12 protein-coding genes are annotated in these 16,030 nt (G+C 32.9%); 4 read left to right on the top strand and 8 right to left on the bottom strand.

Translation table 11 applies throughout. From position 1 onward, the window contains the following. Positions 1–26: 26 nt before the first annotated feature. Both ACN0WI_RS13510 and ACN0WI_RS13505 read left to right on the top strand, forming a co-directional pair. A complete protein-coding gene (locus ACN0WI_RS13510; protein ID WP_417887504.1) occupies positions 27–785 on the top strand; it encodes a helix-turn-helix domain-containing protein in 759 nt (252 codons plus the stop codon). A 107-nt stretch (positions 786–892) separates the two neighbouring features. Further along, entirely contained in the window at positions 893–1,900 is a 1,008-nt protein-coding gene (locus tag ACN0WI_RS13505) for a zinc-dependent alcohol dehydrogenase family protein (RefSeq protein ID WP_417887503.1), read from the top strand. 227 nt (positions 1,901–2,127) lie between these two features. Here ACN0WI_RS13505 and ACN0WI_RS13500 read toward each other — a convergent pair whose 3' ends face one another. Together ACN0WI_RS13500 and aroC are read right to left on the bottom strand one after the other, a co-directional pair. Next, positions 2,128–3,435: a dicarboxylate/amino acid:cation symporter gene (locus ACN0WI_RS13500; RefSeq protein ID WP_417887501.1), complete on the bottom strand. Its 1,308-nt coding sequence runs from the start codon at positions 3,433–3,435 to the stop codon at positions 2,128–2,130. Positions 3,436–3,460: 25 nt separating this feature from the next. Then, entirely contained in the window at positions 3,461–4,525 is a 1,065-nt protein-coding gene (aroC, locus tag ACN0WI_RS13495) for a chorismate synthase (protein ID WP_417887500.1), read from the bottom strand. Between the two features lie 176 nt (positions 4,526–4,701). On the opposite strand from aroC, the gene ACN0WI_RS13490 reads away from it, so the two are divergent. Further along, on the top strand, positions 4,702–5,514 hold the full coding sequence (locus tag ACN0WI_RS13490; protein WP_417887564.1) for a UDP-2,3-diacylglucosamine diphosphatase: 813 nt from the start codon (positions 4,702–4,704) through the stop codon (positions 5,512–5,514). A gap of 88 nt (positions 5,515–5,602) precedes the next feature. Here ACN0WI_RS13490 and ACN0WI_RS13485 read toward each other — a convergent pair whose 3' ends face one another. Next, positions 5,603–8,524 (bottom strand): FAD-binding and (Fe-S)-binding domain-containing protein, encoded by a 2,922-nt coding sequence (locus ACN0WI_RS13485; RefSeq protein ID WP_417887498.1) that lies wholly within the window; start codon positions 8,522–8,524, stop codon positions 5,603–5,605. Between the two features lie 140 nt (positions 8,525–8,664). Here ACN0WI_RS13485 and ACN0WI_RS13480 point away from each other — a divergent pair, with 140 nt between their 5' ends. Beyond that, entirely contained in the window at positions 8,665–9,156 is a 492-nt protein-coding gene (locus tag ACN0WI_RS13480; protein ID WP_417887497.1) for a hypothetical protein, read from the top strand. Between the two features lie 35 nt (positions 9,157–9,191). On the opposite strand, the gene bshA is transcribed toward ACN0WI_RS13480, so the two are convergent. The 5 genes from bshA to ACN0WI_RS13455 all read right to left on the bottom strand — a co-directional run bounded on the left by bshA (position 9,192) and on the right by ACN0WI_RS13455 (position 16,029). Then, the gene (gene bshA / locus ACN0WI_RS13475) at positions 9,192–10,343 is read right to left on the bottom strand and encodes an N-acetyl-alpha-D-glucosaminyl L-malate synthase BshA (protein WP_417887496.1); all 1,152 of its coding nucleotides are present in this window, start codon (positions 10,341–10,343) and stop codon (positions 9,192–9,194) included. Between the two features lie 58 nt (positions 10,344–10,401). Then, positions 10,402–13,323, bottom strand: coding sequence for a glycoside hydrolase family 3 N-terminal domain-containing protein (locus ACN0WI_RS13470; RefSeq protein ID WP_417887494.1), 2,922 nt, complete (start codon positions 13,321–13,323; stop codon positions 10,402–10,404). After that, the gene (locus tag ACN0WI_RS13465; protein WP_417887493.1) at positions 13,323–13,808 is read right to left on the bottom strand and encodes an ABC transporter ATPase; all 486 of its coding nucleotides are present in this window, start codon (positions 13,806–13,808) and stop codon (positions 13,323–13,325) included. Before ACN0WI_RS13465 ends, ACN0WI_RS13470 begins: the two co-directional genes overlap by 1 nt. A 73-nt stretch (positions 13,809–13,881) precedes the next feature. Continuing rightward, positions 13,882–14,673: a (Fe-S)-binding protein gene (locus ACN0WI_RS13460; RefSeq protein WP_417887492.1), complete on the bottom strand. Its 792-nt coding sequence runs from the start codon at positions 14,671–14,673 to the stop codon at positions 13,882–13,884. Between the two features lie 18 nt (positions 14,674–14,691). Then, the gene (locus tag ACN0WI_RS13455) at positions 14,692–16,029 is read right to left on the bottom strand and encodes a 4Fe-4S dicluster domain-containing protein (RefSeq protein ID WP_417887491.1); all 1,338 of its coding nucleotides are present in this window, start codon (positions 16,027–16,029) and stop codon (positions 14,692–14,694) included. Position 16,030: the final 1 nt, after the last annotated feature.

Genomic DNA, 16,030 nt, shown 5'->3' with positions numbered 1-16,030 from the left:
ATTATTGCAAATAATTTTAGCAAAAAATGTCGTATTTCGGTAAGAATATTAGGAAAATAAGAAATGTAAAGAAATTAAGTCAGCAGGCTTTTGCCGAATTATTCGAACTAAAGCGTGGTACTTTGGGTGCTTACGAGGAGGAACGTAGTGAACCTAGGATAGAAACTATTATAAAAATAGCTAACCATTTTAGCATTACCATAGATGACTTGTTAACCAAAGAACTTACTGTAAATAAACTTTTGAAGTTTAAAGACGATCTAGCATTACAGGGAAGCTTCGATAAAGAAAAATTCGCTAGAATTCCCTGCATTACTCCTAAAACTGAAACAGATTATGTTTTATATTTTGATAAACCACATTTTATAGAAGATCTTCCTAAATTACATTTACCATTAAACCGAGAAAAAAAATACAGAGGTTACTTGATATCTAATTTAGAAATGACCAATAACGATAAGGGATATTTTCCTAAAGACGTAATTATAGGTGAGAAAATTGAAACTGAAGATTATTCTAAAATTGAAAATAGTAGCTTAATCTTATTAGTTACTACCCATAAAATTTTACTACGCAAATTTTATCAAACTTCAGAAAAAATAACCTTGCAGGCTACAAACAAAAACATCGATGATCTTGAGATTAAATTAAATGACATAAAAGAAATGTGGTGTGTAAAGTATTGTTTTTTAAAACATCTTCCGGAAAATCAAAATACAGAACTAGAACAAAAACTAAATTTTCTAGAACAAGAATTCATGAAATTAAGAGAGAATTTTAAATAAAATACAAGCTTCCTAAAGCTAAAATAAATTATAATACTTTGTTATTTATACTAATTTTTTTGTCATCAAATACACGAATTTAGAAATTTACGTCAAAATAAATAGCTATGAATACTACCGATAAAAAAACAAGAATTGTACAATTTAATGAAACCGGTTCTGCTGACGTTTTAAAAATTGAAGAAATAGATCTTGTAGAACCTAAAGAAAATGAAGTAAGATTAAAAGTTGAAGCATTAGGCTTAAACCGTGCCGAAGTAGCTTATAGAAGCGGACAATATTTAGAAAAACCAAAATTACCCTCTCGGCTTGGATATGAAGCAAGTGGAATTGTAGAGGCAATAGGTAGCAAAGTAACTTCTGTAAAAGTAGGAGATAAAGTTAGTACAATTCCATCATTCTCAATGAATGATTATGGAACATATGGCGAAACAACTATAGTTCCTGAGCATTCAGTAAGTCATTATCCTTCTTCCCTTTCTTCGATTGAGGCTGCTGGAATTTGGATGCCTTTCATAACTGCTTACGGAGGTCTTATAGAGAATGGAGGTTTAAAAACAGATGATACCGTATTAATTACTGCGGCTAGTAGTAGTGTTGGTTTTGCAGCAATTGCTTTAACTAAAATTAAAGGCGGAATTGCTATTGCTACCACACGAAAAGAAAACAAAAAACAACAATTATTAGATGCTGGCGCCGATCATGTAATTGTAACTGATACTGAAGACTTAGTAGAACGCGTTATGGAAATTACTGGTAATGGTGCGAGTATTGCGTTTGACCCCATAGGCGGTCCGATGATTGAGACATTGGCAAAAGCAGCAGCACCACAAGCGAAAATTATTGAATACGGATCTTTATCAGGGAAACCTGCTGAATTTCCTTTTGGACAATTATTGCAAAAAAGACTTCATATTCAAGGATATATTCTATTAGATATATCTACAGATCCTGAAAAATTAAAACCAGCTCGAGAATTTGTTTATAACGCTTTAGAAAATGGTAAATTAAAACCAACGATAGATAAAGTTTTTGATTTTGAAGATATTGTAAAAGCTCATGAATATATGGAATCAAATCAACAGCTAGGAAAAATTATAGTAAAAGTGAGCTAAATAAAATTAAAAAACTGATTTGATACACTAAAAAATGTCAATAAAAAATAAATTTTATTAATAGATTATTATAATAATATCTTATAATTGTCATTTTCTGAAATTCACGGTTTAACCTAAATTATATAAAATATTTTTATATATTTATGTTGGCTAATTCAAACTATTACACATAAAAAAGGGAGGTAATTAAAAAAATACCTTCCTTTTTTAATATCCCCCCTCTATTAAAGACTATTTTCAGATTTTTTTTTCCAAGTTTTTACGTTTGGCGGTCCCATCATATTTACTGATTTAGCAACCATAACTGAAACTGCAGCATCTCCGGTAACGTTAACTGTTGTCCGACACATATCAAGTGGCCTATCAATTGCAAAAATCAAGGCTAAACCAGCTTCTGGGATACCTGCTTGTGCTAATACAATTACCAACATGACCATTCCGGCACCTGGTACCGCAGCAGAACCTATAGAGGCTAATGTTGCTGTTGCTATAATTCCCAACTGCGCTCCTATTGTTAGATCTATACCAAAAGCTTGTGCTATAAATACAGCAGCTACTGCTTGATATAAACTGGTTCCATCCATATTTATGGTTGCTCCTATTGGCAATACAAAACTGGTAACTTCTTCATGAACGCCTAAATGATCTTCCACTCGTTCCATAGTTACCGGTAGTGTAGCAGCACTCGAACTTGTAGAAAATGCTAATAATTGTGCCGGAGAGATTCCGTTTATAAAAAAACTAGGTTTATTTTTAGTGAATATCCATACCATCAACACATAAATACCTATCATTATAGCTAAGCCTAGAATTACAGTTAACGCATACATTGCTAATGCTTCGAACAAATCGGGACTAGGTGATTCTACCACTAAAGCTGCCAATAGAGCAAATACTCCAAATGGAGCGGAAAGCATAATGATATCAATCAGTTTTAAAATTACTTCATTAAAACCATCAAAAAAGGCTTTGACGGGTTTTGATTGTTCTTCAGGTATTAATATTAAACCAATTCCGAAGAAAATAGCAAAAAATATTACCTGCAACATATTTCCGTTATCGCTAGCAGCAGCAAATATATTACCCGGAACTAAATCTTCTAAAGCCTGCAAAGGTCCAGCATCTTTTTGTTTTTGGGCTGCCGATTGTACATTAAGAGCATCTCCTTCATAACTAGCTATAAGATCTTCACGAGTTTCTTGATTAATGTTAGAACCTGGCTTAATTACATTAACCATTACTAAACCAATACTTACTGCAATGACAGTAGTAACGATATAAATACCGATGGTACGGGTTCCCATTTTAGACAATTTAGAAATGTCTTTTAAATCGGAAATTCCTTTAATTAACGAAGCTAAAATCAGCGGAACTGCAATTAATTTTAATGCGTTTATAAAAATATTCCCAAAGGGTTTAATCCAATCATTTACAAACTCAGCTCCCCAGCTAAAATTTGTTAAAATAAGTGCAAAAACAACTCCGGCAAGCATACCCAATAAAATCTGCCAATGCAGTGCTAATTTCTTCATGTAGTTTAGTTTATTCTTAGATTTTTTAAAGTTTTGAAGCAGTATTTTGAAGCATAAAATCAGTAATAGTTAATGCTGCCATCGCTTCTACAATCGGTACTGCTCTTGGTACCACACAAGGATCGTGTCTTCCTTTTCCTTGCATCGCTACCTTTTCGCCCTTACTATTAATTGTTTCCTGATTTTGCATAATGGTTGCTACTGGTTTAAAAGCTACCGTAAAATAGATATCCATACCGTTTGAAATTCCACCTTGAATTCCGCCACTTAAATTAGTTTGGGTAGAGCCATCTTCATTAAACAAATCATTATGCTCGCTACCTTTTAAAACTGTTCCTGAAAAACCACTTCCATACTCAAAGCCTTTTACAGCATTAATAGATAACATTGCTTTTCCTAACTCTGCATGTAATTTATCAAAAACCGGTTCTCCTAAGCCTACCGGAACATTTCTAATTACTCCGCAAACAGTTCCTCCTACAGTATCTCCTTCTGATCGGATTTGTTTAATATACGCTTCCATTTCTTGAGCTTTAGCTGCATCAGGACAACGTACCGGATTTTTTTCTATTTCTGAAAAATCTACTTCCTGATAGGTTTTATTTAAACCTATTTTGCCTACAGAATTTACATAAGCTATTACTTCAATATCTTTTAGTAATTGTTTTGCAATAGCTCCGGCTACTACTCTACTTGCGGTTTCGCGAGCAGAACTTCTTCCTCCACCTCGATAATCTCGAACTCCGTATTTTTCAGTATATGTAAAATCGGCGTGAGAAGGACGAAAGGTATCTTTAATGTGTGAATAATCTTTCGATTTTTGATTGGAATTATGAATTACAAAACCAATTGGTGTTCCTGTTGTTTCTCCTTCAAAGATACCAGAATAAAATTGTACTGCATCTGGTTCTTTACGCTGTGTTACAATAGCCGATTGGCCGGGTTTTCTCCGGTTTAATTCTGTTTGTATTGCTTCTAAATCCAATTGTAAACCAGCCGGACATCCATCTATTATGCCTCCAATTGCTGGCCCATGTGACTCTCCGAAAGTCGTTAATTTGAAAATTTTACCGAAGGTATTTCCTGCCATTAGTTCGATTTTGAACAAATGTAAATTTTTAGGCTATAATTTAAAAATGTTACTCCAATTAATATTTAGATAAAAAAGCACCGACCAATTAATAGTTTAATAAACCTTCTTTAAACTGAAAGAAACACTTAAAACACACATTTTCAGTTTCTTTATCCCTAAATAGAAAAATATTGATTGAAAAAAGAAATATTGATTTAATAGTAATTTCTGATGTTCACTTAGGAACTTTTGGTTGTCATGCCAAAGAATTATTAATGTATTTAGAAAGCGTACAGCCTAAAAAATTGATTTTGAATGGCGATTTTATTGATATTTGGCAATTCAGAAAGCGTTATTTTCCGAAAGCTCACCTTGAAGTAATCAAAAAAATTATCGATTTAAACACTAGCGGTACAGAGGTTATTTACATTACTGGAAACCACGATGAAATGTTGCGTAAATTCAGTGACACCTTTCTAGGTTCTTTTTCAATAGTCGATAAATTGGTTTTAGAGCTTAACGGTAAAAAAGCTTGGTTTTTTCATGGAGATGTTTTCGATGTTTCTATACAAAATGCAAAATGGATCGCTAAATTAGGTGGTTGGGGCTACGATTTATTGATAGTAATAAATCGGTTTTTAAATTGGTGCTTAACCAAATTAGGGAGAAAAAAATATTCGCTTTCTAAAAAAATTAAAAATCGCGTAAAAGGGGCTATTAAGTTTATTGATGATTTTGAAAAAACAGCAACAGATTTAGCGATTGAAAATAATTATAAATATGTGGTTTGTGGACATATTCATCAGCCAAAAATCATCCGAAAAACTAATAAAAAAGGAACATGCCTTTATTTAAATTCCGGTGATTGGATAGAAAATTTAACGGCATTAGAATATAACGATAAACGTTGGGAGCTTATTAGTTTTTCAGAACTTAATTTAAAACAAATCAATAATCCGCAATTACTAACTGCAATAACTATATTAAAGCAAAGTAAAAATTTATAAACAGCTATTACTGCTTACTACTATTTCAAAACCGATATTCGTAAAATATCTTTAAAATTCTACGAATATCGATTAATAAAGCTTAAAACTATACAACAAGCGCTTCTAACAAAATACTAACCGGATGTTTTGCTTTTCGTTGGGTTCCATCATAAATCTGATGCCTACAACTTGTTCCATTCGCAGATATAATTGTTTCTAAAGAAGCTTTTCTAACAGCAGGAAATAAAGTTTGCTCCCCTACCGCCATACTAACTTCGTAATGTTCTTTTTCGTAACCAAAGGATCCTGCCATTCCACAGCAACCAGATGGAATAATGCTCACTTTATAATTCTTCGGAAGATTTAATATTGAAAATGTAGTTGCTGTATTAGACAATGCTTTTTGGTGGCAATGTCCATGAATTTTAATTGTTTTTGCCTCTTCTGTAAATTGGCTTGCTTGGATATTTCCTAATGCTATTTCTTTTTTTAGAAATTCTTCAATTATAAAACAGTTTTTCGATAATTCAGAAGCTTTTTTCACATCATCTGCCAAACGTAAATATTCATCTCTAAAGGTTAAAATAGCTGAAGGTTCTAAACCTATTAACACATGTTCTTCAGAAATGATAGGCGCAAATATTTCTATATTATTATTAGCCATTTTCTTAGCTTCCTCTAAAAATCCTTTTGAAATATGAGCACGACCACTTTCTTCGTGATCTACAAAAACCACTTCGTAATTTAATTTGCTTAATAATTCAAGCGCATGTATACCAATTTCAGCATCTAAAAAATTAGTGAATTCATCATTAAAAAAATAAACCTTTTTAATTGGATTTTCAGGTTTTAAAACCGATTTATTTTTCTTGTAATAAGAATTTAAAGTAGTTTTAGATAAAGCTGGTAAAGTACGTTCTGGTGCAACACCCATTACCTTTTTTGCAATTCCAGATGTAATTTTATTAGTAAACATAAAATTAGCTATGGATGGAATCTTTGATGCCATTTTATTCATCTTACCATTATTGGCAAAAGCTTTATTACGAGCAGAAAAACCTTTTTCTTTTTGATATTGATACTGAAATTCTGCTTTTAATGCAGCTACATCTACACTACTTGGGCATTCACTTTTACAGCCTTTACAACTTAGGCACAAGTCGTAAGCTTCTTTTATTTCTTGATAACTAAATTTATTTTCTTTATCAGATTGTGTTAAAAACTCCCTGAGTGTGTTCGCACGAGCACGAGTGGTATCTTTTTCATTTTTTGTAGCTCGATAACTTGGGCACATAGTGCCACCACTTTCTGCCGATTTCCTACAATCTCCGCTACCATTACACTGTTCTGCTAATCGTAAAATCCCATGATTTTCATCAAAATTCATGAGTGTTTTTATTTTTGGTTCTTCACGTCCTACTTCGTATCGAAGCGAAGTATCCATTGCCGGAGCATCGATAATTTTCCCTGGATTAAATATATTTTTAGGATCGAATGCTGCTTTTACTTGTTTTAATAACATATAATTTTTAGCACCTATCATATATTCTACAAATTCTGCACGAACACGACCATCTCCATGCTCCCCACTCATAGATCCGTTATACTTTTTAACTAATTTGGCAACATCGGTAGTTATTTTTCTAAAAAGGGCAACATCTTCTTCTTTCTTCAAATCTAAAATAGGGCGTAAATGTAGCTCGCCAGCACCAGCATGAGCATAATATACAGCATTCTGTTTATAGGTTTTCATTATACCGCTAAACTCATTTATATAATTAGCTAATACGGGCAATGCAACAGCTGTATCTTCTATACATGCTACTGCCTTTTTATCGCCCACAATATTTGCTAATAAACCTAAACCGGCTTTTCGTAATTCTAACGCTAAGTTTATTTGTTCACCATGTAAAATAGGATTTGCATAACTAACGCCATTCTCTTCTAGAGTACTTAACAAGTTTTTTGTTTTCTCTTGTAGGCTGTCAACATCTTGAGCACGTACTTCAAGCATTAAAATGGCTTCAGGGTCGTTTTCTATAAAAAATCGATTTTCTCGATATTTTATATTTTGTTTGGTACAATCTAAAATGGTTTTATCCATCATCTCGCAAGTATACAGCGAGTGTTCCATTGTACAAACAACATCTTGTAAACAAGACTCTATACTTTTATAATGAGCGGCAACCATTGCGGTATGTGCTGGTGGCAATTCATCCAATTGCAATGTGATTTCTGTGGTAAAAGCTAAAGTACCTTCGCTTCCTGCTAAAAGATTGCAGATATTAATTAGTTCTTTAGAATCTTCAGAAAAGATTTCAGAATAAATTAATTCGTCTATAGCATAGCCTGTATTTCTACGATGTAACTCCCTAGGCGGAAACTCTTTTATAATTTCAGAACGGTTAACTTCAGATTTTAAAATATCATATATCGTTCGATATACATCTCCTTCTAAATTCTCTAAGGTTAATTTTTGTTGAAATTCTGCTTTTGATATGGCTTTAAATTCTGCTTCACTACCATCGCTTAAAATAGTTTTTAGAGCAAGAGTCTTTTCGCGTGTTGTTCCGTATTTTATAGAAGTAGTACCACTACTATTATTCCCTACCATTCCACCAACCATACAGCGGTTTGATGTAGAAGTATTTGGACCAAAAAACAATCCGTAAGGTTTTAAAATTCGATTAAGATCATCTCGAATTACTCCCGGTTGCAAAGTTACTGTTTTTTGCTCCGGATCTATGGCTAAAACTTTTGTGAAATGTTTAGAAACATCTACCACAATGCCTTTTCCCACACATTGTCCGGCTAAAGATGTTCCGGCTGTTCTAGGAATTAAAGAAGTGTTGTTGTTTCTGGCAAAATGAATAAGCTGCTTAATATCAGCTATATTTTTAGGATAACATACTGCTAGTGGTAGTTCTCGATAAACAGAAGCATCGGTTGCATAAATAGATCGCCACAACTTATCATCAAATAATTGGCCCTCAATTTGCTGGGATAGTTTTTCTAAATTCTTTTCCATACAGCTTTTAAAATTAAACAAAATCCTTGAAACTTACTTAACATTTATTTAAAGATAATTAACAATAGATTAGGTCGAAAAATCGCAATTCGACACACTTCATCATCTAATTTTGCGTTTTCAAATAAAAACTATTAACAATGAAAAAACTATTTTTACTGGCAAGCATTTTTTGTTTTGTCTCGTTAAGCAACTCTGTAGAGGCTCAAGAAATCTCCGAAAACGCAATTGGATTACGTTTAGGTGGAAACGAAGGTTTTGGACCTGAAATTTCATATCAACGTGCTGTTGGAGCTGACAATAACAGATTAGAATTTGGGCTCGCTTGGAGAAATAATAATAATTACGATTTAGTGAAAGTAGTTGGTCTTTACCAATGGGTTTGGAATATAGAAAATGGATTTAATTGGTATGCCGGTGCAGGTGCAGGATTTGGTAGTTTGAGTGATGATAATCCATTACGTAACGATGGAGCTTATTTGCTTTTAGCGGGTAATGTTGGAATTGAATATAATTTTGATATTCCTCTAGTATTGTCGTTAGATTTACGCCCTGAAATTGGCTTTAACGATTATCAGACTTTAGATGATATTTCTCCAGATTTTGCAATTGGTCTTAGATACCAGTTCTAATTGACTTTAAATTAAAATCTATAAAAAAAGTGGAATTAATATTCCATTTTTTTTATAGATTTTTTTTCTAAAAGGTTCTGATAAACTGCTTCATATTTTGGAACAACATGATTAATATCAAAAGTCTCTGCTACTTTTTTAGCATTTCGCTTAAACTCTTTTAATTTTTCTGGATCTTCAATTATCAATAAAGATTTTTCCGTCATATCATCAATATCTCCTACATCACACAAATATCCGGAAACCCCTTGTTTATTAACTTCTGGTAAACCGCCTGCGTTAGAAGAAACAACAGGAACACTATTAATCATGGCTTCTAAAGCGGCTAAACCAAAGCTTTCGCGTTTTGAAGTTAGCAAAAACAGATCGGTAAAACATAAAATTTTATCTATCTCGTAGCTCGCACCTAAAAACATCACTTTATCTTCTATCCCTAGTTCTTCTACAAGTTTTTCTGCTTTTTCTTTTTCAGGCCCTTCTCCAACCATCATTAGTTTAGAGTTAATTCTTTTTTGAACCTGATAGAAAACTTTGATGGTGTCTTGAATTCGTTTTACTTTTCTAAAATTACTGATATGCGTGATAATTCGTTCATTATTTTCCGCCATCATCTCACGTTGACAATCTTTAAATCCTTTTCTATCGTATTTTGAAACATCTATAAAGTTTGGAATTACTTCAATATTTTTTTTAATATTGAATAATTCTAAGGTATCTTTTTTTAGACTTTCAGAGACTGAAGTTACCACATCACTAGCATTAATACTGAAGGTCACAGCAGGCTTGTAAAAAGGATGATTTCCTACAAGTGTAATATCGGTACCATGCAAGGTGGTTACCATAGGTATCGTAATTCCTTCTTCTTCCAACATTTTTTTTGCCATATATCCTGCATAAGCATGTGGTATTGCGTAATGTACATGTAGAACTTCTATCTCGTGCAATTTTACCATATCTACCAACTTACTGCTAAGTGCCAGTTCATAAGGTTGATAATGAAAGAGCGGATAATTAGGAACATGGACTTCATGAAACTTAACATTACTTGATAGCTGATCTAACCTGACCGGCTGCTTATAAGTAATAAAATGAACTTCATGCCCACGTTTAGAAAGCGCTAAGCCTAATTCTGTAGCTACAACCCCACTTCCTCCAAAGGTCGGATAACAAACAATTCCTATTTTCATTTAATTCTTTTAAGAATCAATAAAACTGATTCTAGTTTACTATTTTTTCAACTACTATTTAATAATCGATTGCTTCATAAATAATCTCTTGTATTTTTGTACGAATATTTTCATGAATCAGTTTTCTATTTGTTGAATCTGGATATACTCTATTTGATAAAAATACATAAACAATTCCATTTTCAGGATCTGCCCAAGCAAATGTACCGGTAAAACCGCTATGCCCGAAACTACTTTTAGATACACAAGTACAAGCCGGACCTCCACCTGATATTTGAGGTTTGTCGAAACCAACGCCCCGCCTTACATTTTCATCGCAATAATAACAAGTATTAAACTTATCGATAGTACTAGATTTGAAGTATTGATGCCCTCCATAGGTCCCTCCTTGCAAGTACATTTGCATTATTTTTGCGACATCGTTTGCATTACTAAACAAACCAGCATGGCCACCAATGCCTCCTTGCATTGCTGCACCCTGATCGTGTACATAACCATGCACTAATTGCCTTCGCCATAACTTATCGTTTTCTGTAGGAACAATCTCATCTAACGGAAAACGTGTTTTAGGTAAATATCCTGTGTAATTTGCACCTAACGATTTATAAAAACGCTCTTGTGTTAACGTGTTAAGGTTTTTTTTATAAAATCCTTCCAGATAATATTTCATTATATAAAAGGGTAAATCGCTGTATTTATAAACTTTTCTTTTATTTAATTTACTCTCTTTTATTGTGTTAATAATAGAGTCTTGCATACTCCGCCTTAAAAACATATTATTAGCAATTTGTGTATTAAAAACACTATCTGCTTTGGTATGATAATATAATGTAGAGGGCTTTTTTGTAACTCCATCTATAGTAGATATGTAAAACGGAATCCAAGGTTTTAATCTGGCATAATGCATTAACATATCTTGGAGTGTAATATCAGATTTATTTGAATTTTGAAAAACCGGCATAAACTCACCTAAAGTAGTATCAAAAGTAAGTATGCCTTTTTCAACTTGCTGCATTATTAATGGCAAAGTTCCTAATACTTTTGTTAGAGAAGCTAAATCATAAACCGAAGTATCGGTAATTGCTTTTGATTTATTGTAAGTTTGGTATCCAAAATTCTTATTATAGACGACTTTTCCGTGGCGAGCTACTAAAATTTGAGCTCCAGGAGTCATTTTTTTTTTGATTGCATCGTTAATTATAGAATCAATTTTCTTTAATTTAAAAGAATTCATTCCTTCCGTTTCAGGCATTCCGTAACTTAACCTATTTATTGGTTTAGAAAAATAGCCAGTACCTTCTGGAAAATCTACTCCTACACTAACCGGTAATTTTCCTTTAGCGCCTATAGCTCCAAATAGTATTTGTGCTGCTTTTTGTTGTGCTATTTCAGTATTTTGATAGGCTACCAAAATCGATTCTATATCTGTAGTAGATTTGAAATCGAGTAACGAGTATGGACTTGTAAAAACTGATAATAATACAGGATGCTGCTTGGCAATTTCACGAATCCATAATCTATTTTTTTCAGTGAATTTATAGCTCCGCCAAGGATTATCACTTTTTTTATGAAAACCTATTATAACACGATCATACGTCTTTAATTTATTAAGCAAACTTGATAAATCTCCACTTTCAATATGATCGATTTTTGTATATTTTTTTAATTCTCTTAAAAATGTACTTCCATCATCGTTGCCCATACTTATGTATGCTATTTTCTGATCTTTAATATTTTTTAAAGGAACAATACCTCTATTATTACGAATCAGTGTTATAGCATTCTCCATTAAGTCTTCGTAAAAAGCTTTATCGGCTGTTGTATTTAATTCTTTAATTAAATACTCCTCTTCAACGGGTTTATAATTATTTAAACCTGCTCTATATTTTGCTTTTAAAATTTTCTTTACAGAATGGGCTAAACGAGCTTCTGAAATTATTTTATTCTCGTAAGCTTCTTTTAATATTTTTAATGCCTTAGGAACATTTTTAGACATCAATAAGATATCATTGCCAGCTTCAAAGGCTGCTAAATCTATAGCTCCGGGTTTATCGTAATTAGCAACACCATTCATATTCAATGCATCGGTAAACACTAATCCTTTAAACTGAAGCTTTTTTTGAAGTAAATTAGTAACTACATTTTTAGATAATGAAGTTGGCATACTCTCTTTTGTCTCTAAAGCGGGAACATTAAGGTGAGCAACCATAATACTACTTACTCCGTTATGAATTAATTTCTTAAATGGGTAAAATTCAATATCTTCTAAACGCTCTTTAGAAAATAATACAGAAGGTAAGGTTTTGTGAGAATCTTGATTAGTATCTCCGTGTCCTGGAAAATGCTTAGCGCTCGATAAAATTCCGGCTTCGTGCATGCCTTGCATAAATGCAACCGCTTTTTCAGCTACATTAAATTTATTTTCTCCAAAAGACCGATTTCCAATAATGGGATTACGCGGATTGGTATTCACATCTACAACTGGTGCAAAATTTATATGAATCCCCATACGTTTACAATGCTTACCAATTGTAAAACCGGCTCTTCTTACCAAAGTGGTATCTTGAATTGCTCCTAACGTCATGTTCCAAGGAAGCGAATAAGTAGAATCTAAGCGCATAGATAGCCCCCATTCAGCATCCATCCCAATTAATAATGGAACTTTACTAGCTTCTTGAAATGTATTAGTAATTTTAGCTTCTCGAACAGGACCTCCTTTAGAAAAAATTACACCTCCAATATGGTAGTTTTTAATTAAACTTTCAACATAATTTAAATTCTGTTGCGAAGTATTCGAAAAAACATCGACCATAAAGAGTTGCCCCAACTTCTGTTCTAAACTAAAATTAGAATAGATGCTATCTACCCACTTTTTTTGGGCAAGACTATCAGCCGTAACTAACGGATCTGGAGTTTGAGCTAGTAAAAAAGAACTGAAGAGAATAAATATTCCGCTTAAAACTCTTTTCTTAAAACTCATTATTTTAAAAATCTCTTGTGCCAGCTTTCAGCTGCAGGAACTTCCCAATCTGAAAGATATTCAGCTTTATTATTTACCAAGTTATTGAAGACGATTGTTTTTGGAGAAACAGATTTATTTTTCACCATTTTTTTGAAATCAATCAAATTCTTATAAGCCACAAATTCTCCTTGCTTAAAAGAAACATTCATTTTATCTAACAAATCGACATTATATTCCTTTTCAAGAGATTGAATAAAATGTACAGAAGCATCTATAGAACAACCTGAAGCTGCATTTATTTCTTGATCTAAACCAATAATAATAAAACGTTTGTATCGAATTTCGTATCCAGCATTTAGTTGCTGTCCGTGTACTGTCCATTCAACTAAAAAATCATCTAATTTTGATTGAATTTCGGTTAATTCTTCTTCAGTAAAAGATCGGTTACTTTGGTATATCCAGACTCTAGCGTTATCAGGTAACGCTTTAAATGGTACTAACATGTGCTTTGGTAATTTTTTTATTGCAAAATTATGATTATCGCTTAAGCGGCAAAAAAAAGATCTTCTTTTTTATTTAAAGATCTTCTGCCTCTGCGATCATTTCAGCTACATCTAAAACAGCTATTTCATCTTCTTTAGATTTGCTTTTAACACCATCGGTCATCATGGTATTACAAAATGGACAGCCTGCGGCAATTACATCAGGGTTAACAGCTTCAGCCTGCTCGGTACGTTCTATATTAACTTCTTTTTTTCCTTCTTCGGAATCTTTAAACATTTGTGCACCACCTGCTCCACAACACATAGCATTGCGTTTGCATTTACGCATTTCTATAAGTTCAACTTCTAATTTCCGAAGTAAATCTCTTGGTGCTTCATACTCATTATTAGCACGACCTAAATAACAAGGATCATGAAAAGTTATACGTTTACCTTTAAATTTACCACCTTCTACTTTTAGTTTTCCTTCTTCTAAAAGGCTTTTTAAAAATTGAGTATGGTGTTGGACTTCGTAATTTCCGCCAAGTGAAGGATATTCATTTTTAAGAGTGTTAAAGCAATGCGGACAAGTTGTTACTATATTTTTAATTCCATAACCGTTTAGAACTTCTATATTTATTGCGGCTTGCATTTGAAATAAAAATTCATTTCCTGCCCTTTTAGCCGGATCTCCGGTACAACTTTCCTCGGTTCCTAAAACTGCAAAATCTACACCAGATCGGTGCAATAACTTTACAAAAGCTTTTGTTATTTTTTTGGCGCGATCGTCAAAACTACCTGCACAACCTACCCAAAATAATACTTCAGGATTTTTTCCTTCAGCCATATATTCTGCCATGGTTGGAACTTTAATCGCATCTGCCATATATTGAATTCTTTAAAATTATTTATTCTCTTCTGCCCAATTTAAACGATCCATTTGGTTGTATGGCCAAGGTGCTCCATTGTTTTCAATATTACCTAAAGATACTGCTAGTTCATTAGGTACTGCACTTTGTTCCATTACTAAATAACGTCTCATATCAATAATTATTGAAAGTGGATCGATTCCTATTGGGCAAGCTTCAACACAAGCATTACAGCTTGTACAAGCCCATAATTCTTCTTGCTGTATATAATTATCTAAGAGCTGTTTGCCATCATCTTCAAACTTGCCCTTTTTTGTTATAATACCACCTACTTCTTCTAAACGATCTCTCGTATCCATCATTATCTTTCGGGGTGATAATTTTTTTCCGGTTTGGTTTGCCGGACATTCTGCGGTACAACGTCCACATTCAGTACACGTATACGCATTCAATAACTGAACCTGATTGAGATCGAAAACATCGGAAGCTCCAAATTTTTCAGGCTCTTCTTCATTTTCTGCCGGAGCTGCAAACGGATCTGCATTAGGATCCATCATTAAAGCAACTTCTTTTTTAACCGCTTCAAGATTATCTAACTCTCCTTTAGGTTTTAATTTTGAAAAATAAACATTTGGAAAAGCTAATAGAATATGAAGATGTTTTGAATAATATAAATAGTTTAAGAAAAATAGTATTCCTAAAATATGAAGCCACCACGCAGCTCTTTCAATAATAACTAAAGTAGCATCAGAAATACTTTCGAAAATTGGCAGTAAAAATTGACTCACCGGAAATGCTCCAACAATTGCACTAGAATGTGCATAGTGCGTATGACCATTTAATTGTAATTGAAGATCTGCTGCATTCATTATTAAAAATAAAGACATCAGTACCATTTCAAAATACAAAATATAGTTTGCATCATTTTTTGGCCAACCTTTTAGTTCTTTATTTAAAAATCGATAAATATGAAGAACATTTCGGCGAATCCAAAAAATAACAACACCTATCAGCACTAAAACGGCTAAAATTTCAAAACTCCCTATTAAAAAGTTATAAAATCCACCTAAAAATGATAATACACGGTGCGTCCCAAAAATACCATCTATAATAATTTCAAGAACTTCAATATTGATAATAATAAAACCAAGATATACTATGACATGGAGAATACCTGCGACTGGTTTTCTAACCATTTTGCTCTGACCTAAAGCAATTTTGATTGTTTTAGACCAACGTTCTGCAGCTCTATCAGTTCGATCAATTGATTTTCCTAATTTAACATTCCGGATCATTAGCCGAATATTCCTTACAAAAAAAGAAATACCAACTATTAATGCTATTGAAAATAGTATTTGAGCTAGGATTTGCATA

It is taken from the genome of Zunongwangia sp. (assembly GCF_048269745.1).
Taxonomy (GTDB): Bacteria; Bacteroidota; Bacteroidia; order Flavobacteriales; family Flavobacteriaceae; genus Zunongwangia.
Note: the sequence above shows the minus strand (reverse complement) of the source record. Positions and strands in the feature narration are given on the sequence as shown.